Raw genomic sequence first — 20,485 nt, forward strand, 5'->3', positions numbered from 1 at the left:
TCCTTATATTGTTATGAGTTATACGATCAGTTGTTCACTGCGTTCGCGCAGCACATCGCGGTAATAGCGCTCGGCAACATCCGGGTGGGAACGCAAGCGGCCCTTCAGGTAGTTCCAGCCAACGTCCCGTAACAGTGGGTTTTGAGGATCGCTTTCCGGCCCCCGGGCTTCACGTGCCAGCGATTCAGGCAGTGCGTATACCGGGACAACGGCGTCCAGTTGCGCGCCCAGAAAGAACGCAATGGAGAGGCGCTCCTGCCCGGCCGGCGGCGACGTCACACGATGCACAGTGGCCCGCAGATAGCCGTTGGTCGCCAGTTCCAGCAGTTCACCAATGTTGACTACGAAGCTGCCGGGCAGTGGGATGGCCTCAATCCAGTTATTGGGGGAAACTTCGACCTCTAACCCTTTTTGCTCGTCCTGCAACAGGAAGCTCAAAAAGCCGGAATCTTTGTGGGCACCAACGCCCTGGCTGCTTCGGGTCCCCTCCTGACCGGGATAGCGAATCAACTTGATGTGTTCGTTGGGTTTCTCGCCATAGAGCGCATCAAAGGCATTGGCAGGGAGCTGTAATGCTTCGGCAAAGGCGCGCAGTAACACAACGGCCATGTCGGTCATCGATTTTTGCCAGGCAAGCAGGGTGCTTTTTAACGCCGGTTGCTCCGCAGGCCAAAGATTCGGCCCCTGTAACCGACCCCAGCGGGGGGCGCTCTCGCTTAACGCCAGTGCGGGACGCTCTGCGCCAATATCAAACTGTTCGCGCCAGTCCGGTTTACCGCGGGTCAGCTCTGAGGCGGCACGGTTGTATCCGCGAAAATGGGGGGAGTTGATCATCGCTACCTGCTGTTTTTGCTCCTCGTTTAGGGCAAAAAAGCGGCGGGCTTCCTGTTGAACGGTGTACTGAAGCGCGTCATTCACACCGTGGTGTGTGAGATAGAAGAAACCAATATCGCGCGCGGCGGTGCGCAATTGCACAAGGAAAGCATCGCGTTCAGCGGGATTGAAGTACCGCGCCAGGCTGAGGATAGGTAAGGTGGTGGCGTTCATTATGTTCTCCGGATAAGGGGTCGCAGGTGTTAATGCTTTTCAGGGGACGGGGTCTGGCACAACAGCAGCGCATCATGATGCTTTCCTCACATGTGGTTTAACGCCAGCTTGCCCTAAGCCCAGCCATTCAACCAATAACGTTCTTTTCTAATTTATGTCGGCGTGGGGTTCGTTGCTTTTGCGAAAAACAGATAAGGCGTGGCAGTTGCGGTGGCCGGATAAATTCGTTATGATTTTTGTTATGTTATAACAAAACATGTGAGAGTAAGATGAAACCCGATATTCACCCGTACTACCGTACCGTGGTGTTTCATGACACCAGCGCGGATCAGTACGTTAAAGTAGGCTCGACCATTAAGACCGATCGTGAGATTGAACTGGAGGGCAAGACCTATCCTTACGTCACGCTGGATGTGTCATCAGCGTCGCATCCGTATTACACGGGCAAGCAGAAGGTGGTGGGAACCGAAGGCAGCGCAGCCCGTTTCCAGCAGCGTTATGGCCGTTTTCTTGGCACCAGGCGGGACTAAACTATGCAGGTACTGAACTCTTTACGCAGTGCAAAACAACGCCACCCTGACTGTCAGATAGTCAGACGCAAGGGGCGTATTTATGTGATCTGCAAATCTAACCCGCGCTTTAAAGCGGTTCAGGGTCGAAAAAAAAGAGGTTAACGACGATACGCTTCGAGAGTGTGTCGTTGCCTGCCGTCGGCCGAGAAGTTGTCGGCGGCAAGCCATTTTCTGAACGCCTGGTCTAACTGCGGCCATTCACCGTCAATAACTGAAAACCAGTCGGTATCCCGGTTGCGGCCCTTCGCAACCAGAGCCTGACGAAAACGCCCTTCATACTGAAAACCTAACCGCAGTGCAGCACGCCTTGAGGGTTCGTTAAGGCTGTTGCATTTCCACTCATAGCGGCGATAGCCCAGCGTTTCCATAACGTAATGCATTAACAGCCACTGTGCTTCCGTCGCAGCGACCGTTCGCGTAAGCAGGGGCGAGAAATGCACGCTTCCTACCTCCACCACGCCATTAGCGGCATCAATGCGCATCAGTGAGAGAGAGCCGACCGGAGACTGCCTTCGCGTATCAATCACGGCAAAATGAAGAGGATCCTGTAATTCGCACACGCTGGCGACCCATGCACTGAAGGATGCCAGATCCTGATCCGGTTCACGCAAAAGCCAGGTCCAGCTGCGCGTATCGCCAGCAAGGCTGTGCGCTGCGAAAAGGGCAGGTGCATGACCGACCTGAAGGGGCTCCAGACGGCAATATTGTCCCTCAAGCGTGACGCGCTGCGGAAAAGGGCGTGGCTGCCAGTCGGGCAGGGCATCCCCCACCGGTTGTCCGTACTGATTGCGTTGATTCATTGTCTCTCCCCTATGTCATCAACCCAGCGTAAAGCGTTGCGGGTTGGATAAAAAGAGCCACAATGAACAATTTTTACGGTGCCATTTTGGGATGCTGTCCCTTCGTCGGTCTTTGCGTTTATGCCCGAATGCGCTGCGGTGAGACACCCAGGTTCTTACTGAGCGGCATCTTGTCTGGAAAGCGTGAAAACATCGTAAAACGAGAGTTCGCCTTTGCGGGCAATCATTTTCTGCAGTTGGGTTTTGCTCTCAACATCCACGCCCGGGGAACTGAGGATGGCGCTGATTAACTCCTGAGGAACAAAACGGGTGTTATACCATTCGCCGTTATAGCAAACGCGAAAGTCCAGAACATCGATATCGTCGTAACGATAACGTGGGGAGACATCGAAGAAGAAGAAGGCGTTGAGCAGGCCAAACAGCACCACCAGCAGCCAGACTGAGTCTTCAAGCGTTTCTGATAGCAGCATAACCGCGAGTGTCGCAAAAAAAGCGAGGTACATGCCGACAAAAAGCCCGGGGTGTTTGCGTATAAAGCTGATGCTAAACCGTGGACGATTGTCACGCTTTTCGCGCTGGTTAATATCGTCAATGGTTTCGCTGAGCAGCCGCTGGATCTCTGTCATCTGGCGCCTTGTATGATCTGATATGCTGGGGAATGCGATATTTTAAGTTGCCATAATGTGTGAAAAAAGTAACAGTTGTGCGGCAAAAAATGATAACAGTTACGCCTTTTGCTCTGGCAAGGTTTTGATCACACGAGCCGGATTGCCGCCCACCACGGTATTGGCAGCAACATCTTTCACGACAACCGCACCGGAGGCAATGACGGCGTTATCGCCGATCGTGACGCCGGGATTGATCACCGCGCGCCCGCCTATCCAGACGTTATTGCCGATGCGTACGGGCTTACCGAATTCGAAACCGCTATTACGCTCAGTGGCATCCAACGGATGCGTTGCGGTGTAAATATGCACCCCTGGCGCCAGCATGCAGTTATCACCAATATGAATAGGGCATACATCGAGCATCACGCAATCAAAATTAGCGTAAAACGCTTCACCTAAATAAATATTGTAGCCGTAGTCGCAACGAAAGCTGGGTTCAATATATGCTCCGCGACTCTGGCCCAATAATTCTTCAAGTATGGCGTTACGCTCGGCTTTGTCGTGCGGGCTGGAGTGATTATAACGGTGAAGTAAGGCTCTGGCATGCAGTCGATCAGCGCGCAGCGTCTCATCGGCAGGCTGATAGGGAAGGCCCGAAATCATTTTTTGTTTTTCTTCATTCATGAAGATAACGCGCACCTGTTAAAGCCTGTTAAAGCCTGTTAATACGAAAGCCATAATAAATGTTGGCAAAGATTAGCGTACAAATTTCCATACGGAGGAAGGAATTTTGTCATAAAGCTTATTCATGGTGAGTTCCGCCAGGCGGTGGTCGGCTGCTGAATAAAACACCGTTAGTTCATCATCCGGCAGTTCGTATTTATTTTTTTCAATAACGCGTTCCAGGGTGTCAATTGACTGACAGCGTCGTAAACGCATCAAATAATCAACTTTGGTTAATGGCTTTTCGGACATAACTTTACCTTTACTGGTTGTAATATTTAACAGGAATGGCTAACAGGGTGAGCCTTGCTCACATTCACAAAACAGCGAAACAGGCGATTGCCTGATTGACGCCATTTCTGCAAGTCTAGTGTGTTGATACCGTAACTACTGAACAGCATAAACGTATCATCAAGGTATTCGTCTATCTGCTCAATCAGCTTATTATCTTCATTATACTTAATTTTATAATTAAGTGCGAAGGTTGCGATATGCTCGATCAACTCATTTAACTGTAAGTTGATTGCAGACGTAGGATCATTAACCCATCCATGATGACTTTCTTCAAGATTGACGAGACAGTCATGGTACAACGTTTCGCAGAGAAATTTAAGCTGTGCGATATCATGCCTTTTTGGCGAGTATTCGTCCATCACGCATCCCCTTCTGAGTCGATTTTTTTACTAATTTAAACACTGCTCGGGATGGAAACTTCTGATCTGACCAGAAGCATAAGCTGCTTTCTGCATTGATTTAACTATAAGCCAGTCTTAAAGAGATTTCATGGCGCTATTACGAAAAATTACAATTAATCCTTACCTTCTCCAGCGAGGCGCTGGAACCCCATTCATAAAGGCAATTTTACGCACTGACTACGTGGAGAAAGCTGAGCAACATCTCTTAAACTTCATCAGGTTAGCAAAAGCAACACGCTATTTGACTAATATAAACGATCGAAAACGAGAATAACCAGGAACATTCTTACTTAAAGAGATTGTACCAGTTCATTAAGAATAATACCTGGATATATAAAATACAGTTTCAATGCCGTATTAATTCTAAGCCTAATTGATGATTCATAAAATAAACAGTCAGACAATAAGAGCATTTAATGATACGTGTAACGGAGATGAAAAAGGCCGCTTACGCGGCCTTTTCTTTTAAGGTTTTCAGTGTTGCTCAACCTTATGGCTGTGCTCCACATCTTCATTTTTACGGCTAAATCGACGGCGTACCACCACGAAGAAGACCGGAACGAAGAAGATGGCCAGTACCGTTGCGGTGATCATACCACCCATTACGCCAGTACCGACTGCGTTCTGTGCGCCGGAACCAGCACCAGAGCTGATAACCAGCGGCAGAACCCCAAGGATAAACGCCAGCGACGTCATCAGAATAGGACGCAGACGCATACGCACCGCTTCCAGGGTGGCTTCAATAAGCCCTTTGCCTTCTTTATCCATAAGGTCTTTGGCGAATTCCACGATAAGAATCGCGTTCTTCGCCGACAGGCCAATGGTTGTCAGCAGACCTACCTGGAAATAGACGTCGTTCGTCAGTCCGCGGAAGGTTGCTGCCAGCAGCGCACCGATGACACCGAGGGGAACAACCAGCATAACGGAGAACGGAATCGACCAGCTTTCATACAAAGCGGCCAGACACAGGAACACCACGATTAACGAGATGGCATACAGGGCAGGGCCCTGGTTGCCGGACAGACGTTCCTGATAGGACATCCCCGTCCAGTCGTAACCAATACCGGTCGGTAATTTACCGGCCAGCTCTTCCATCATCGACATGGCTTCACCCGTACTCTTACCAGGTGCAGCCTGACCGAGGATTTCCATGGACGGTAAGCCGTTGTAACGTTCCAGACGCGGTGAACCGTATTCCCAATGCGACGTCGAGAATGCAGAGAAAGGCACCATCTGTCCGTCAGAACCACGTACATACCACTTGCCGATGTCGTCTGGCAGCATGCGGTATTTTGCCTCTGACATCAGATAGACTTTTTTCACGCGGCCACGGTCGATAAAGTCGTTCACATAGCTACCGCCCCATGCTGCGCCCAGCGTGGTATTGATATCGCTAAGTGAAACGCCCAGCGCCTGTGCTTTTTCCTGATCGATATTGATCTTGAATTGCGGTGTATCTTCCAGACCGTTCGGACGGACGCCAACAAGCAGATCGGGATGTTTTGCAATCTCACCGAATAACTGATTACGCGCCTGCATCAGTTTGTCGTGACCAAGGTTCGCCTGGTCAATCAACTGGAAGTCAAAACCGGTTGCCGTACCCAGCTCCACAATCGCGGGCAGGTTAAAGGCGAAGACCATTGCGTCCTTGATTTGTGAGAAGTGCGCACTTGCACGTCCTGCGATCGCCGGGACTTTATTTTCTTCACCCGGACGTTCATCCCAGTTTTTCAACGAGACGAAGGCAAGACCGGTGTTCTGACCACGTCCCGAGAAGCCGAAGCCGTTAACGGTAAACACCGAGTTTACGTTAGCTTTTTCGTTGTCGAGGTAGTACTTAGACACTTCATCCAGCACTTTCTGCGTACGTTCCTGGGTCGCGCCAGCCGGAAGCTGTGCCATGGTCAGGAATACGCCCTGGTCTTCATCAGGCAGGAACGAACTTGGCAGACGAACAAACAGCAGCGCCATGCCCACCACGATGATAACGTACAGAATCAGGTAGCGACCGGTACTACGCAGGATGTTACCCACGCTATCGGTGTAGTGGTGCGTACTCTTATCAAATACCCGGTTGAACCAGCCAAAGAATCCTTTCTTGTCTTCGCCATGATTACCTTTAGCCACCGGCTTGAGCATAGTCGCACACAGTGCTGGTGTCAGAATCAATGCCACCAGTACCGAGAGTACCATTGCAGAAACGATGGTGATGGAGAACTGACGGTAAATGGCACCGGTTGACCCTCCGAAGAAAGCCATCGGAATAAATACCGCCGACAGTACCATCGCGATACCCACCAGGGCGCCCTGAATCTGGCCCATGGATTTCCGCGTCGCTTCTTTAGGTGACAGCCCCTCTTCGGACATCACACGCTCAACGTTTTCTACCACCACGATGGCATCATCGACGAGCAGGCCGATCGCCAGCACCATACCAAACATGGTCAGGGTGTTTATCGAATAGCCAAAGATAGAGAGGATGGCGAAGGTCCCAAGCAGAACGACAGGTACCGCGATAGTAGGAATCAGGGTCGCACGGAAGTTTTGCAGGAACAGATACATAACCAGGAATACCAGTACGATCGCTTCAACCAGCGTTTTCACCACTTCGTTAATAGAGATCTTAACGAATGGGGTGGTGTCATACGGATACACCGCTTTCAAACCGTGCGGGAAGAACGGCTCCAGCTTGGCAATGGTCGCACGTACTGCACTAGCGGTATCCAGCGCGTTCGCACCAGTGGCAAGTTTAATACCCAGACCGGAAGCGGGTTGGCCGTTATAGCGAGCGATAACGTCATAGTTCTCGCCGCCAAGCTCAATCTTCGCCACATCACGCAGACGTACCTGTGAACCATCCGGGTTCACTTTCAGCATGATTTTCCCAAACTCTTCTGTCGAGGTCAGACGGGTCTGCGCGATGATTGAGGCGTTCAACTGCTGGCCCTTCACCGGTGGAGTACCGCCCAACTGACCGGCCGCCACCTGGGCGTTCTGCGCTTTAATCGCGGTAATAACATCGACAGGAGTGAGATTGAAATTGTTCAGTTTGGTCGGGTCCATCCAGATACGCATCGCATACTGCGCACCGAACAGCTGTACGTCACCCACGCCGGTAGTACGACTGACCGGGTCCTTGACGGTTGCGCCGACATAATCCGCAATATCTTCCTGAGTCATGGAACCGTCGGTACTGATCATACCGAGAACCATCAGGAAGCTACTGGAGGACTTCTCAACGCTAACACCCTGTTGCTGTACTTCCTGCGGTAACAACGGCATCGCCAGCTGCAGTTTATTCTGCACCTGAACCTGCGCGATATCCGCATCCGTACCGGAATCAAAGGTGATAGTGATTTGTACAGTACCTGAAGAATCACTGGTGGAGGACATGTAGAGCAGGCCATCGATACCGTTCATGTTCTGTTCGATAACCTGGGTCACGGTATCCTGCACCGTTTTGGCATCAGCACCTGGGTAGGACGCGCTGATCTGAATTGCCGGTGGCGCAATGGTGGGATATTGCGCAACAGGCAGCTTCAGGATCGCAAGACCCCCAGCCAGCATGATGATGATTGCGATCACCCACGCAAATATGGGGCGATCAATAAAGAAATTTGGCATGTCTTAACGGCTCCTGTTTAAGTTAAGACTTAGAAGGCTGGGACTGATCGCCTGCCTGAGACTGCTCTTTGTTATCTGCCGTCACTTCCTGAGCTTTTACCTGCGCACCGGGTTTCACTTTTTGCAGCCCGGTAATAATGACGCGGTCGCCAGCTTTAAGACCATCGGTTACCAGCCATTTGTCACCAATGGCCTGGGCTGCGGTAAGCTTACGTATTTCCACTTTATCGCCTTCGCCCACCACCATTGCGGTGGCTTCACCACGCGGTGTACGCGTCACGCCCTGTTGCGGCACCAGCAGCGCGTTAGGGTTGGTTCCCTCTTCAAGTTTCGCGCGTACAAACAGGCCCGGCAGCAGCGTCATCTCTTTGTTAGGGAAAATAGCGCGCAGGGTGATAGAGCCGGTTGTCTGGTCAACGGTAACATCAGAAAACTCAAGCGTGCCGGTCTGCGGATACTTCATGCCATCATTAGTAACCAGTTCCACCTTCGCTTTGCCATTCTCTTGTTTCAGCGTGCCGTTCGCCAGTTCCTGCTTCAGACGCAGGTAGTCATTACTGGATTGGGTTACATCAACATAGATAGGATCGAGCTGCTGAACGGTGGCCAGTGCGTTTGTTTGACCGGATTGCACCAGAGCCCCTTCAGTCACGGAAGATTTACCAATGCGACCACTAATAGGCGACGTCACTTTGGTATAAGCGAGGTTAATGCGCGCGGTTTCCATGGCAGCTTTTGCAGCAACGACCGCAGCAGAGGCCTGTTGTGCATCAGCCCGTGCAGTATCAAAGTCCTGTTGGCTGATGTACTTAGTGCCAACCAGTTTCTGATAGCGGTTCAGGGTCATTTGCGCAATATTCGCAGCGGCCTGCGCCTTCGCTAAATCACCTTTAGCGCTTTCGTAGGAGGCCTGATAGGTAGCCGGATCAATCTGATAAAGTGAGACACCCGCTTGAACATCACTACCTTCAGTGAAGTTGCGCTTTAAAATAATACCACTGACCTGCGGACGGACTTCCGCAACACGAAATGCGCTGGTCCTGCCCGGAAGTTCTGTTGTGACCTGCAGAGATTCAGTTTTGAGCGTCACTACGCCCACTTCTGGCATCTGCCCCGCACCTTGTTGTTGTTCTGCGGGTTTTTCGTCACATCCTGTAAGCGCTAAGCTGCCTGAAAGCATCAGAACGACCGCCAGAGGCGTAAACCCTCTGTTTTTGTTCATAAGTAAACCTCGAGTGTCCGATTTCAAATTGATCAATGGATCACGTATCCCAAACCCATTGCTGCGTTTATATTATCGTCATGCTATAGTACAAACATTCATAAATGTATGTAAATCTGACTCCTGTCAATTCACCAACATATGGCACGAAAAACCAAACAGCAGGCTATGGAGACACGTCAACACATCCTTGATGTGGCAATGCGTCTTTTTTCCCAGCAGGGCGTCTCTTCTACCTCCCTTGCAGATATTGCGCAGGCGGCCGGGGTAACACGTGGTGCAATTTACTGGCACTTTAAAAACAAGTCTGAATTGTTTAGCGAAATCTGGGAATTGTCAGAATCCAGTATTAGCGATCTTGAAACTGAGTATCGGGCAAAATTCCCCGGCGATCCACTCTCAGTTTTAAGGGAAATTTTGGTCTATGTCCTTGAAGCTACCGTTGTTGAAGAACGTCGTCGACTAATGATGGAGATCATCTTTCACAAGTGTGAATTTGTTGGCGAAATGGCCATCGTTCAACAGGCACAGCGTAATTTATGCCTCGAAAGTTACGATCGTATTGAACAAACGCTCAAAGAGTGCATGGAGGCGAAATTATTGCCGACCAACTTATTAACACGACGAGCGGCTATCCTGATGCGGGGCTACATTTCCGGTATCATGGAAAACTGGCTATTTGCCCCCCAATCCTTTGACTTAAAAAAAGAAGCCAGAGATTTTGTGGCCATTCTACTCGAGATGTGCCGCTTTTGCCCGACGCTGCATAATAACTCGGAAAACGGAACAGTTTAAAACCCTTCTGTGCGGAAATTATCGCCCCCTTTCTGGGTGACCAGGTTGTCTATTTATCGCGGCATGTTATCCTTCGGCGTTGGCTAGTTTCGGCCCTCTTCCCTGTATACAGATTAATCACGCAAATGATGCCGCAATTCACTCGCTCATGCCGTCCGCTCTCAGCTTTCGCTGTCATGCTCATTATCTTTGTCTGCTTTGTGGGCAATGCCATTGGGGCGACCGCCGCCAATGATTTACCTTCCCGCAGTGATGTCCAGAGCCAGCTTGACGCACTCAATAAACAAAAAGATCACAGCGCGGTGGATAAGCTGGTCATTGAAGACCTGACCGCTACGCTGGAGACGCTTGATAAAATCGAGCGGGTAAAGCAGGAGACCATCCTGCTTAAACAGAAAGTGACCCAGGCACCGGATAAACTGCGTCAGGCCACGGACGCCCTGAACAGCCTCAGCGATAAAGACAACGATGACGAAACGCGTAAAACGCTGGCAACGCTATCGCTGCGCCAGCTTGAGTCGCGCTTAGCCCAGTTGCTTGATGATTTACAGACGGCGCAGAACGATTTATCCAACTACAACAGCCAGCTGGTTTCTCTGCAAACGCAACCGGAGCGTGTGCAGAACCAGATGTATACGTCCTCACAGCAGTTGCAGCAGATTCGTAATCGCCTAAATGGCACGGCAGCGGGAGAAGGGGCATTACGCCCGACGCAACAGGCGTTGCTGCTGGCTGAACAGGCATTACTGAATGCGCAGATTGAGCATCAACGTAAAAGTCTGGAAGGCAATACCACGCTACAGGATACCTTGCAGAAGCAGCGCGATTATGTCACCGCCAACAGCAATCGCCTTGAGCATCAGCTTCAGTTGCTGCAGGAGGCGGTGAACAATAAGCGACTGACGTTGACAGAAAAAACCGCTCAGGAAGCAGTTACACCCGATGAAACCGCGCGGATTCAGGCCGTGCCTTTGGTGAAACAAGAGTTAGACGTTAACCATCAGTTGAGTCAGAAACTCATCACCGCTACGCAAAATGGTAATACGCTGGTTCAGCAAAACATCAAAGTGAAAAACTGGCTCGACCGTGCGTTACAGTCTGAGCGTACCATTAAAGAGCAAATTTCCGTTCTGAAAGGGAGTTTGCTGCTGTCACGCATTCTTTATCAACAACAGCAAACCCTGCCTTCGGCCGATGAGCTGGAAGACATGACCAATCGCATTGCCGATCTGCGTCTTGAACAATTTGAGGTCAATCAGCAGCGTGATGCGCTGTTCCAGAGCGACACCTTCGTAGCCAAACTGGAAGAGGGGCATCAGAGTGACGTAAACGACGAGGTTCACGATGCGCTGCTGCAGGTGGTGGATATGCGTCGCGAGTTGCTGGATCAATTAAATAAGCAGTTAGGCAACCAGCTGATGATGGCCATTAATCTTCAGGTGAATCAGCAGCAGTTAATGAGCGTGTCCAAAAGTCTGCAAGAGATCCTGACGCAGCAAATCTTCTGGGTAAACAGTAATAAACCAATGGACTGGGACTGGATTAAATCTTTCCCCCAGGCGCTCAAAGATCAGATCAGCAAAATGAAAATCACCGTTAACTGGGAAAAAGCCTGGCCTGCGGTGGCGATTGCTTTCCTGACGGGATTACCGCTGCTGCTGATCGCGGGACTTATCCGCTGGCGTCTGAGCTGGTTGCGTAGTTACCAGGCAAAACTGGCCTTACAGGTCGGACAGTTACGTAACGACAGCCAATTGCATACGCCGAAAGCCATACTGATTGACCTGATTCGGGCGCTCCCGGTGTGCCTGATTATTCTGGCGATCGGGCTGATATTACTGACCATGCAGCTCAACATCAGTGAACTGCTGTGGGCGTTCAGTAAAAAACTGGCAGTGTTCTGGCTGGTCTTCGGGCTGTGCTGGAAAGTCCTGGAAAAAGATGGTGTGGCGGTTAACCACTTTGCAATGCCGGCACAACTGACCAGTCACTGGCGTCGACAGATTGTCCGCATCAGCCTCGCGTTGCTGCCTCTGCATTTCTGGTCCGTCGTCTCTGAGCTGTCCCCCTTACATTTAATGGATGACGTGCTGGGGCAGACCGTTATTTTCCTGAACCTGCTGGTGATCACCGCCCTCGTCTGGCCGATGTTCCGTGAAAGCTGGCGTGATAAAGAGTCGCATAGCATCCGGCTGGTAACGATCACGGTGCTGGCCTTTGTGCCGATCGCATTGATGGTGCTGACCGCGACGGGGTACTTCTACACCACGCTGCGCTTGTCCGGGCGCTGGATTGAAACCGTCTATCTGGTGATTGTCTGGAATCTACTCTACCAGACCGTATTACGTGGGCTGAGCGTGGCTGCCAGACGTATTGCCTACCGTCGTGCGCTGGCACGCCGTCAGAATATGGTCAAAGAGGGTGCCGAAGGGGCTGAACCGCAGGAAGAACCCACTATCGCGCTGGAGCAGGTCAACCAACAGACGCTGCGCATTACCATGCTGGTGATGATCTCTCTGTTTGCGGTCCTGTTTTGGGCAATCTGGTCGGATTTGATCACTGTTTTCGCCTATCTCGATAGCGTTGTACTTTGGCACTACAACGGCACTGAAGCGGGTGCAGCGGTGATGAAAAACGTCACTATGGGCAGCATGTTGTTTGCTCTTGTGGCCTTTGTGGTTGCCTGGGCGTTGATACGAAACCTGCCCGGTCTGCTGGAAGTCCTGGTGCTCTCGCGACTCAATATGCGTCAGGGGGCGTCCTACGCCATCACCACTATCCTCAATTACATCATTATTGGGGCCGGTGCGATGACGGTGTTCGGTTCGCTGGGCGTGTCATGGGACAAACTGCAGTGGCTGGCGGCAGCCTTGTCGGTGGGCCTTGGGTTTGGCTTACAGGAAATATTTGGTAACTTCGTCTCAGGGCTTATCATTCTGTTCGAACGTCCGGTGCGTATTGGCGATACGGTGACAATCGGGACCTTCTCTGGTTCGGTCAGTAAGATCCGCATCCGTGCCACGACAATCACCGATTTTGACCGTAAAGAGGTCATCATTCCGAACAAGGCGTTTGTGACCGAACGTCTGATTAACTGGTCACTGTCCGACACCATCACCCGCGTGGTCATCCGGCTTGGCGTCGCCTATGGCTCAGATCTGGATAAAGTGAAAGCAATCTTATTGCAGGCGGCGATGGAGCATCCGAAAGTGATGCATGATCCAGAGCCGTCGGTCTTCTTCACGACCTTTGGCCCCAGTACGCTGGATCACGAACTGCGCCTGTACGTGCGTGAACTGCGCGATCGTAGCTATACCGTTGATGAGCTGAACCGCACCATTGATAGACTATGTCGTGAAAACAACATCAACATTGCCTTTAACCAGCTTGAGGTGCATTTGCGCAATGAGAAAGGTGAAGAGCACCAGGAAGTGAAGCGTGAGCGCAGAGGGGATGACCCAACGCCTGCCCTAAAATAATGTAAAGCCGACCCGCGCTCTCCTTAAGGAGAGAGCGGGGACGAGGGTGAAAGTCCCTCGATCTTCTTCTCAAAATCCCGTCTTACTATCTCCAGCGCTTTCAGTGCCGTATCGGGCGCAACCTGATGCTCTTCCAGCAGCATAATCAGGTCCACCGCCAGCTTGATTTCATCCGGGGCATTTTCCAGTGACATTTCCTCTCCTCGTTTAGCGTGTCAGATGCGCCAGCACGCGTTCAATTTTATCCAGCGCGTGACGGCAGCGACGGAGCCTTTCTTCAAACGCAATAATCTCTTTATGGAGCTGCTGCTGCTCGGCGAAGGTGGCAACCTGGCTGACTTTTTCTTCGCGCTCACGCTTCATCGCAAGCAGACGCTGCTCAAATTGCTGGTGCTGTAAGCGCTTGCGTTGCCATTTAGCGATACCGGGTTTAGCCGCGTCCCAGGACCGCAGTGACCAGACGGCGCTTTCACGCACCAGGGCGGTGAGTTGCGACGCCAGGTGCTCCGCAAGCCAGGCTACCTGAGGAGCGCGCTCTGCATTCACGGCATGGCGCAGCGCTGCGAGATTGTCGCGTGCTTCGTCAAGATAAGCTCGCATCATCGTGCTGCGGGTGCGAAAAAGTTGCCGATCGAAACGGGGACTCACGGTGGCGTGCGAAGACAAGGGAGCCATCTCCCTGGCGAGCGCGGATAATTTTTGTTCCAGCGCCTGTAACAGCAACATGCTTTTCACTTCCCATTCCCCTGAAAATCCTGCGACTATGCTACAGTAGCCGCTCATCTTGATAACGATTCGCATTATGAAACGAACTATTTTAATCATCATTGGCTGGGTGGCGGTAGTGCTCGGTACCCTGGGGGTGGTGTTGCCCCTGCTGCCAACCACGCCGTTTATCTTGCTGGCGGCCTGGTGTTTCGCGCGATCTTCTCCCCGTTTTCATGACTGGCTGCTTTACCGCTCCTGGTTTGGCGGCTATTTGCGCCACTGGCAACAGTACCGGGCAATGCCACCGGGCGCTAAGCCACGGGCCATCGCCGTTATTCTGGTGACCTTCGCCATTTCATTATGGCTGGTAAAGATGATGTGGGTACGGATCCTGCTTCTGGTCATTCTGAGCTGCCTGCTCATTTTTATGTGGCGTCTGCCCGTGATTGACGCAAAGCAACAAAAACCGTAAAGGGCAGTAATGGCAGTTGCAATTGTCGCGCTCAGCCAGTAAATTCTGGCGTTTTCGAGCACAGGTACGACTGGTTAAATGTTAACCGCAGGTTGCATTTAAATTCCCGGCGAGCCGTGAGTAATACCGTTTCTATCAGGCAAAAATCCATGACAGCGACTGCGCAGCAGCTTGAATTTCTAAAAAACAGCATCAAAAGCATTCAGGACTACCCGAAGCCGGGCATCCTGTTCCGTGATGTCACCAGTTTGCTGGAAGACCCCAGGGCTTACGCCCTCAGCATTCAACTGCTGGTTGAGCGTTTCAAAGACGCCGGGGTCACCAAAGTAGTAGGGACCGAAGCGCGTGGCTTCCTTTTCGGTGCGCCCGTCGCACTGGGTCTGGGCGTCGGTTTCGTACCCGTGCGCAAACCGCGTAAACTGCCACGAGAAACCATCGCGGAAAGCTATGAACTGGAGTACGGCACCGATCAGTTAGAAATCCACGTCGATGCCATCCAGGCTGGTGACAAAGTGCTGGTTGTAGACGATCTGCTGGCAACCGGCGGCACCATCGAAGCCACCGTAAAATTGATTCGTCGCCTCGGCGGTGAAGTGAACGACGCGGCATTCATCATTAATCTGTTCGATCTGGGCGGTGAACAGCGTCTGGAAAAACAGGGTATCACCTGTTACAGCTTAGTGCCTTTCCCGGGGCATTAATCCCCCGTCCCACAACCTCGCCCAATGGGTGAGGTTGTGTTAGCATTCCCCCAATCAATTCACCTTCCAGCGTTTCAGAGCCTGCCAATGAGTTATCAGGTCCTTGCCCGTAAATGGCGACCCCAAACTTTCGCGAGCGTTGTCGGCCAGGAGCATGTGCTCACTGCTCTGGCGAACGGCCTCACCTCGGGACGCATCCATCATGCTTACCTGTTTTCCGGTACGCGTGGTGTTGGTAAAACCTCTATCGCCCGACTACTGGCGAAGGGGCTGAACTGCGAAACGGGAATTACTGCCACACCTTGTGGTGTATGTGACAACTGCCGTGAGATAGAGCAGGGGCGTTTCGTTGATCTGATTGAAATCGATGCCGCGTCTCGCACCAAAGTAGAAGATACCCGCGATCTGCTGGATAACGTGCAATATGCGCCAGCCCGGGGGCGGTTCAAAGTCTATCTTATTGATGAAGTGCACATGCTCTCGCGTCACAGCTTCAATGCACTGCTGAAAACGCTTGAAGAGCCGCCCGCGCACGTGAAGTTTTTGCTGGCGACGACCGATCCGCAAAAGCTGCCGGTTACTATTCTGTCACGCTGCCTGCAGTTTCATCTCAAGGCGCTGGATGTCGATCAGATTCGCCAGCAGCTTGAGCACATTCTTGACGAAGAAAAGATCCCCCATGAAACCCGTGCGCTTCAGCTTATTGCACGTGCAGCAGACGGCAGTCTGCGTGACGCGCTGAGCCTCACCGACCAGGCGATTGCCAGCGGTGATGGCAACCTGAGCGCTCAGGTGGTGAGCACTATGCTCGGCACGCTTAATGATGACCAGGCGCTGGCCCTCATTGAAGCTATTGTTGCTGCCGATGGTGAGCGGGCGATGACACTGGTGAACGACGCCGCGTCGCGGGGCGTCGAGTGGGAAGCCTTGCTGGTGGAAATGCAAATGCTGATGCACCGGATTGCTATGGTGCAGCTCACACCTGCCGCCTTAGGCAGCGACATGGCCGCTATTGAGCAACGGATGCGTGAACTGGCGCGGATTATTCCGCCTACTGATGTTCAGCTCTATTACCAGACGCTGCTGATTGGCCGCAAAGAGTTGCCCTATGCACCGGACAGGCGCATGGGAATGGAGATGACTCTGCTGCGGGCGCTGGCGTTTCATCCACGTGAACCGCTTGCGGTGCCTGATGCACCTCAGCATACTTTTGCCCCGGTCGCCCCGACGGCTGTACTGACCCAGCCGCAGATCGCGCCCCGGTCAGAAGCCGTGGCGCCGCAACCACAGCATGATACCGCACTGCCTGAAACCACGAACCAGGTGCTGGCTGCCCGTCGCCAGCTCCAGCGCGCTCAGGGAGCGGACAAAGCAAAAAAGAGTGAACCGGCAGCCGCATCCCGCGTGCGGCCGGTGAATAACAGTGCCCTGGAAAGACTGGCCTCGATAACCGAACGGGTGCAATCCCGGCCGGCAGCCTCCGCGCAGGCCGACGTACCGGTTAAAAAAGAGGCCTATCGCTGGAAAGCGACGACGGTTGTTGACGAGGTCAAAGAAGCGGTCGCGACACCAAAGGCATTGAAGAAAGCGCTTGAGCATGAAAAAACGCCCGAGCTTGCCAAAAAGCTGGCTGAAGAGTCGATTGAGCGCGACCCCTGGGCGGCGGAGGTGAGCAAACTCACCCTGCCTAAGCTGGTTGAACAGGTAGCCCTGAACGCCTGGAAAGAGCAGGAAGAGAACCGAATTTTACTGCATTTGCGATCGGGTCAGCGTCACCTGAATTCAGCATCGGCGCAAAAGACCCTTGCGGATGCGTTGAGCGGCTTTTACGGCATGCCGGTTGAATTGACTATCATTGAAGATGATAATCCGGCGGTGCGAACTCCGCTGGAGTGGCGACAAGCCATCTATGAAGAAAAACTTGCGCAAGCGCGTGAGGCGATTATTGCGGATAACAATATCCAGACGCTGCGCCGATTTTTTGATGCAGATCTGGATGAAGAGAGTATTCGTCCCCTTTGATTGCAGGTCTGACTTGCGGTCATCCTTAACTACGACTTACTGAGAGAAAAGCCTATGTTTGGTGGAAAAGGCGGTCTGGGCAATCTGATGAAACAGGCCCAGCAGATGCAAGAAAAGATGCAGCAGATGCAGGAAGAGATCGCGAAGCTGGAAGTTACCGGTGAGTCCGGCGCGGGCCTGGTGAAGGTGACCATTAATGGCGCGCATAACTGCCGTCGCGTTGAAATCGATCCAAGCCTCCTCGAAGACGACAAAGAGATGCTCGAAGATCTGGTTGCCGCAGCGTTCAACGATGCTGCCCGTCGCATCGAAGAGACGCAGAAAGAAAAAATGGCCTCTGTATCCTCCGGAATGCAGCTGCCGCCAGGCTTTAAGATGCCGTTCTGATGCAAACCAGTCCGCTGTTAACGCAGCTTATGGAAGCGTTGCGCTGTCTGCCGGGCGTTGGTCCGAAGTCAGCGCAACGCATGGCGTTTACGCTTTTGCAGCGCGATCGCAGCGGCGGAATGCGCCTGGCGCAGGCACTGACCCGCGCCATGTCTGAAATTGGTCATTGTGCCGACTGCCGTACCTTCACCGAGCAGGAGATCTGCAACATTTGCAGTAATCCCCGTCGCCAGGAGAATGGGCAGATTTGCGTGGTAGAGAGCCCGGCAGATATTTATGCCATCGAGCAGACCGGGCAGTTTTCCGGTCGCTACTTCGTTTTGATGGGGCATCTCTCGCCACTGGACGGTATCGGACCGGATGATATTGGTCTGGACAGGCTGGAACAGCGTCTGGAGGCGGAAACGCTGAGCGAAGTGATCCTTGCCACCAACCCGACGGTGGAAGGTGAAGCCACGGCAAACTACATTGCCGAACTGTGTGCGCAATATGAAGTAGAAGCCAGCCGTATCGCGCATGGTGTACCGGTCGGCGGCGAACTGGAAATGGTAGACGGCACCACGCTGTCTCACTCTTTGGCCGGTCGTCACAAGATTAAATTCTGACCAAACGGAGGCTGCGCTGTCGGCCTCCGCTTGAAAATACCTTTCGTTAACCCCATCTCCCCTTCAACGCTTTTTTACTCATATGGCATTGTTGAGGTCGACGTAGATGAAAGGACAAGAAACCCGCGGTTTCCAGTCAGAAGTGAAACAACTTCTGCACCTGATGATCCATTCCCTGTATTCCAATAAAGAAATCTTCCTGCGCGAGTTAATCTCTAACGCGTCGGATGCGGCGGATAAACTGCGTTTTCGCGCGCTCTCCAAACCGGAGCTGTACGAAGGGGATGGCGAACTGCGCGTTCGCGTCTCTTTCAATAAAGAGAACCGCACGCTGACCATCGCGGATAACGGCATCGGCATGAATCGCGATGAAGTGATCGAAAACCTGGGCACCATTGCGAAGTCGGGAACCAAATCTTTCCTGGAGTCTATGGGATCTGACCAGGCGAAAGACAGCCAGTTGATTGGTCAGTTTGGTGTGGGCTTCTACTCCGCGTTTATCGTTGCAGACAAGGTCTCCGTTCGCACGCGTGCTGCGGGTGAAAGCGCAGAAAACGGCGTGTTCTGGGAATCCCAGGGCGAAGGTGAGTACACCGTTGCCGATATCACCAAAGAAGAGCGTGGTACAGAAATCACCCTGCACCTGCGTGAAGGCGAAGATGATTTCCTCGACGACTGGCGTGTGCGCTCCGTTATCAGCAAATACTCTGACCACATCGCACTGCCGGTTGAAATTGAAAAACAGGAAGAAGTTGACGGCGAGACCGTGGTTTCCTGGGAAAAGATCAACAAAGCGCAGGCGCTGTGGACCCGCAGCAAGTCTGAGATTAAAGACGAAGAGTACAACGAGTTTTACAAACACATTGCTCACGACTTTACCGACCCGTTGGCTTGGAGCCATAACCGCGTGGAAGGGAAGCAGGAGTACACCAGCCTGCTGTTTATCCCGTCACAGGCACCGTGGGACATGTGGAACCGTGACCATAAGCATGGACTGAAACTGTATGTGCAGCGCGTGTTTATTATGGATGACGCTGAGCAGTTTATGCCGAACTACCTGCGTTTCGTCCGTGGTCTTATCGATTCCAACGATCTGCCGCTGAACGTCTCCCGTGAAATCCTGCAGGACAGCAGCGTCACCCGTAACCTGCGTAATGCGCTGACCAAACGTGCGCTGCAGATGCTGGAAAAACTGGCAAAAGATGACGCGGAAAAATATCAGGGCTTCTGGAAACAGTTTGGTCTGGTGTTAAAAGAAGGCCCGGCGGAAGATAATGCCAACCAGCAGACTATCGCTAAACTGCTGCGCTTTGCTTCCACTCATATTGACTCTTCAGAACAGACCGTGTCGCTGGATGACTATGTCGCGCGCATGAAAGAGGGTCAGGAGAAGATTTACTACATTACCGCCGACAGCTATGCCGCTGCCAAGAGCAGCCCGCATCTGGAACTATTGCGTAAAAAAGGCATTGAAGTTCTGCTGCTCTCCGACCGTATCGACGAGTGGATGATGAGCTATCTGACAGAGTTTGACGGTAAATCTTTCCAGTCCGTCTCCAAAGCGGATGAGTCTCTGGATAAGCTGGCCGATGAAGTAGATGAAAGCGTGAAGGAGGCGGAGAAAGCCCTTGAGCCTTTCGTTGAGCGCGTGAAAACCCTGCTCGGCGAGCGTGTTAAAGAGGTGCGCCTGACGCATCGCCTGACCGATACGCCAGCGATTGTTACCACCGACAATGACGAAATGAGCACCCAGATGGCAAAACTGTTTGCCGCAGCGGGCCAGGCCGTCCCGGAAGTGAAGTATATTTTTGAACTGAACCCGGATCATCCGCTGGTAAAACGCGCGGCGGATACCACGGATGAAGGGCAGTTCAGCGAGTGGGTTGAACTGCTGATGGATCAAGCGTTGTTTGCAGAGCGCGGCACGCTGGAAGACCCGAACCAGTTTATCCGCCGCATGAACCAGCTCCTGCTGGCGTAATATCCTGCTTACCCAGACCTTCTTCCGGCGGGAGAGGGTCCGGG

Annotated in this window: 20 protein-coding genes and 1 other annotated feature; of the genes, 10 read left to right on the forward strand and 10 right to left on the reverse strand. The window is 52.4% G+C overall.

Annotated features, from left to right (window positions below):
* Positions 1–18: 18 nt before the first annotated feature.
* Positions 19–1,047, reverse strand: a complete 1,029-nt coding sequence (locus KXR87_RS12185) for an isopenicillin N synthase family dioxygenase (protein ID WP_437432508.1) — start codon at positions 1,045–1,047, stop codon at positions 19–21.
* Between the two features lie 269 nt (positions 1,048–1,316).
* Between KXR87_RS12185 and KXR87_RS12190 the strand changes: the two genes are divergently transcribed.
* Both KXR87_RS12190 and ykgO read left to right on the forward strand, forming a co-directional pair.
* Complete coding sequence (locus KXR87_RS12190; RefSeq protein WP_437432509.1) at positions 1,317–1,577, forward strand: type B 50S ribosomal protein L31; 261 nt, start codon at positions 1,317–1,319, stop codon at positions 1,575–1,577.
* Between the two features lie 3 nt (positions 1,578–1,580).
* Positions 1,581–1,721 carry a type B 50S ribosomal protein L36 gene (ykgO, locus tag KXR87_RS12195; RefSeq protein ID WP_437432510.1) on the forward strand — a complete coding sequence of 47 codons (141 nt, stop codon included), beginning with the start codon at positions 1,581–1,583 and terminating at the stop codon, positions 1,719–1,721.
* On the opposite strand, the gene KXR87_RS12200 is transcribed toward ykgO, so the two are convergent.
* The 7 genes from KXR87_RS12200 to acrA form a co-directional block, all read right to left on the reverse strand.
* Positions 1,718–2,419: a GNAT family N-acetyltransferase gene (locus tag KXR87_RS12200; protein ID WP_437432511.1), complete on the reverse strand. Its 702-nt coding sequence runs from the start codon at positions 2,417–2,419 to the stop codon at positions 1,718–1,720. The genes ykgO and KXR87_RS12200 overlap by 4 nt on opposite strands.
* 155 nt (positions 2,420–2,574) lie before the next feature.
* Positions 2,575–3,045, reverse strand: a complete 471-nt coding sequence (locus KXR87_RS12205) for a YlaC family protein (protein ID WP_437432512.1) — start codon at positions 3,043–3,045, stop codon at positions 2,575–2,577.
* A 99-nt stretch (positions 3,046–3,144) separates the two neighbouring features.
* Positions 3,145–3,711, reverse strand: a complete 567-nt coding sequence (gene maa / locus KXR87_RS12210) for a maltose O-acetyltransferase (protein ID WP_437432513.1) — start codon at positions 3,709–3,711, stop codon at positions 3,145–3,147.
* Between the two features lie 72 nt (positions 3,712–3,783).
* Positions 3,784–4,002, reverse strand: coding sequence for an HHA domain-containing protein (locus KXR87_RS12215; RefSeq protein WP_437432514.1), 219 nt, complete (start codon positions 4,000–4,002; stop codon positions 3,784–3,786).
* Positions 4,003–4,028: 26 nt separating this feature from the next.
* A complete protein-coding gene (gene tomB, locus KXR87_RS12220; RefSeq protein ID WP_437432515.1) occupies positions 4,029–4,403 on the reverse strand; it encodes an Hha toxicity modulator TomB in 375 nt (124 codons plus the stop codon).
* Positions 4,404–4,919: 516 nt separating this feature from the next.
* Positions 4,920–8,069: a multidrug efflux RND transporter permease subunit AcrB gene (gene acrB, locus KXR87_RS12225; protein WP_437432516.1), complete on the reverse strand. Its 3,150-nt coding sequence runs from the start codon at positions 8,067–8,069 to the stop codon at positions 4,920–4,922.
* Between the two features lie 22 nt (positions 8,070–8,091).
* The gene (gene acrA, locus KXR87_RS12230; RefSeq protein ID WP_437432517.1) at positions 8,092–9,291 is read right to left on the reverse strand and encodes a multidrug efflux RND transporter periplasmic adaptor subunit AcrA; all 1,200 of its coding nucleotides are present in this window, start codon (positions 9,289–9,291) and stop codon (positions 8,092–8,094) included.
* A gap of 141 nt (positions 9,292–9,432) precedes the next feature.
* On the opposite strand from acrA, the gene acrR reads away from it, so the two are divergent.
* Positions 9,433–10,086, forward strand: coding sequence for a multidrug efflux transporter transcriptional repressor AcrR (gene acrR, locus KXR87_RS12235; RefSeq protein WP_437432518.1), 654 nt, complete (start codon positions 9,433–9,435; stop codon positions 10,084–10,086).
* Positions 10,087–10,211: 125 nt separating this feature from the next.
* Positions 10,212–13,565, forward strand: a complete 3,354-nt coding sequence (gene mscK / locus KXR87_RS12240; RefSeq protein WP_437432519.1) for a mechanosensitive channel MscK — start codon at positions 10,212–10,214, stop codon at positions 13,563–13,565.
* Positions 13,566–13,588: 23 nt separating this feature from the next.
* Here mscK and rsmS read toward each other — a convergent pair whose 3' ends face one another.
* Together rsmS and priC are read right to left on the reverse strand one after the other, a co-directional pair.
* The gene (rsmS, locus tag KXR87_RS12245; protein WP_437432520.1) at positions 13,589–13,759 is read right to left on the reverse strand and encodes a pleiotropic regulatory protein RsmS; all 171 of its coding nucleotides are present in this window, start codon (positions 13,757–13,759) and stop codon (positions 13,589–13,591) included.
* Positions 13,760–13,772: 13 nt separating this feature from the next.
* A complete protein-coding gene (priC, locus tag KXR87_RS12250; RefSeq protein WP_437432521.1) occupies positions 13,773–14,300 on the reverse strand; it encodes a primosomal replication protein N'' in 528 nt (175 codons plus the stop codon).
* Between the two features lie 67 nt (positions 14,301–14,367).
* Here priC and KXR87_RS12255 point away from each other — a divergent pair, with 67 nt between their 5' ends.
* The 6 genes from KXR87_RS12255 to htpG all read left to right on the forward strand — a co-directional run bounded on the left by KXR87_RS12255 (position 14,368) and on the right by htpG (position 20,441).
* A complete protein-coding gene (locus KXR87_RS12255; RefSeq protein WP_437432522.1) occupies positions 14,368–14,745 on the forward strand; it encodes a DUF454 family protein in 378 nt (125 codons plus the stop codon).
* 149 nt (positions 14,746–14,894) lie between these two features.
* Complete coding sequence (gene apt, locus KXR87_RS12260; RefSeq protein ID WP_437432523.1) at positions 14,895–15,446, forward strand: adenine phosphoribosyltransferase; 552 nt, start codon at positions 14,895–14,897, stop codon at positions 15,444–15,446.
* 87 nt (positions 15,447–15,533) lie between these two features.
* Entirely contained in the window at positions 15,534–17,468 is a 1,935-nt protein-coding gene (gene dnaX / locus KXR87_RS12265) for a DNA polymerase III subunit gamma/tau (protein WP_437432524.1), read from the forward strand.
* Positions 16,801–16,865: a sequence feature (DnaX frameshifting element), on the forward strand. Its footprint overlaps the gene before it by 65 nt.
* Before the next feature lie 54 nt (positions 17,469–17,522).
* Positions 17,523–17,855 carry a YbaB/EbfC family nucleoid-associated protein gene (locus KXR87_RS12270; protein ID WP_044184788.1) on the forward strand — a complete coding sequence of 111 codons (333 nt, stop codon included), beginning with the start codon at positions 17,523–17,525 and terminating at the stop codon, positions 17,853–17,855.
* Positions 17,855–18,460, forward strand: a complete 606-nt coding sequence (recR, locus tag KXR87_RS12275; protein WP_437432525.1) for a recombination mediator RecR — start codon at positions 17,855–17,857, stop codon at positions 18,458–18,460. The genes KXR87_RS12270 and recR overlap by 1 nt, the downstream gene beginning before the upstream one ends.
* A 106-nt stretch (positions 18,461–18,566) precedes the next feature.
* Complete coding sequence (gene htpG / locus KXR87_RS12280) at positions 18,567–20,441, forward strand: molecular chaperone HtpG (protein WP_437432526.1); 1,875 nt, start codon at positions 18,567–18,569, stop codon at positions 20,439–20,441.
* Positions 20,442–20,485: the final 44 nt, after the last annotated feature.

Origin of the sequence: Yokenella regensburgei, assembly GCF_051486985.1 — a bacterium.
In the GTDB taxonomy this organism is placed as follows: Bacteria; Pseudomonadota; Gammaproteobacteria; order Enterobacterales; family Enterobacteriaceae; genus CBFFRJ01.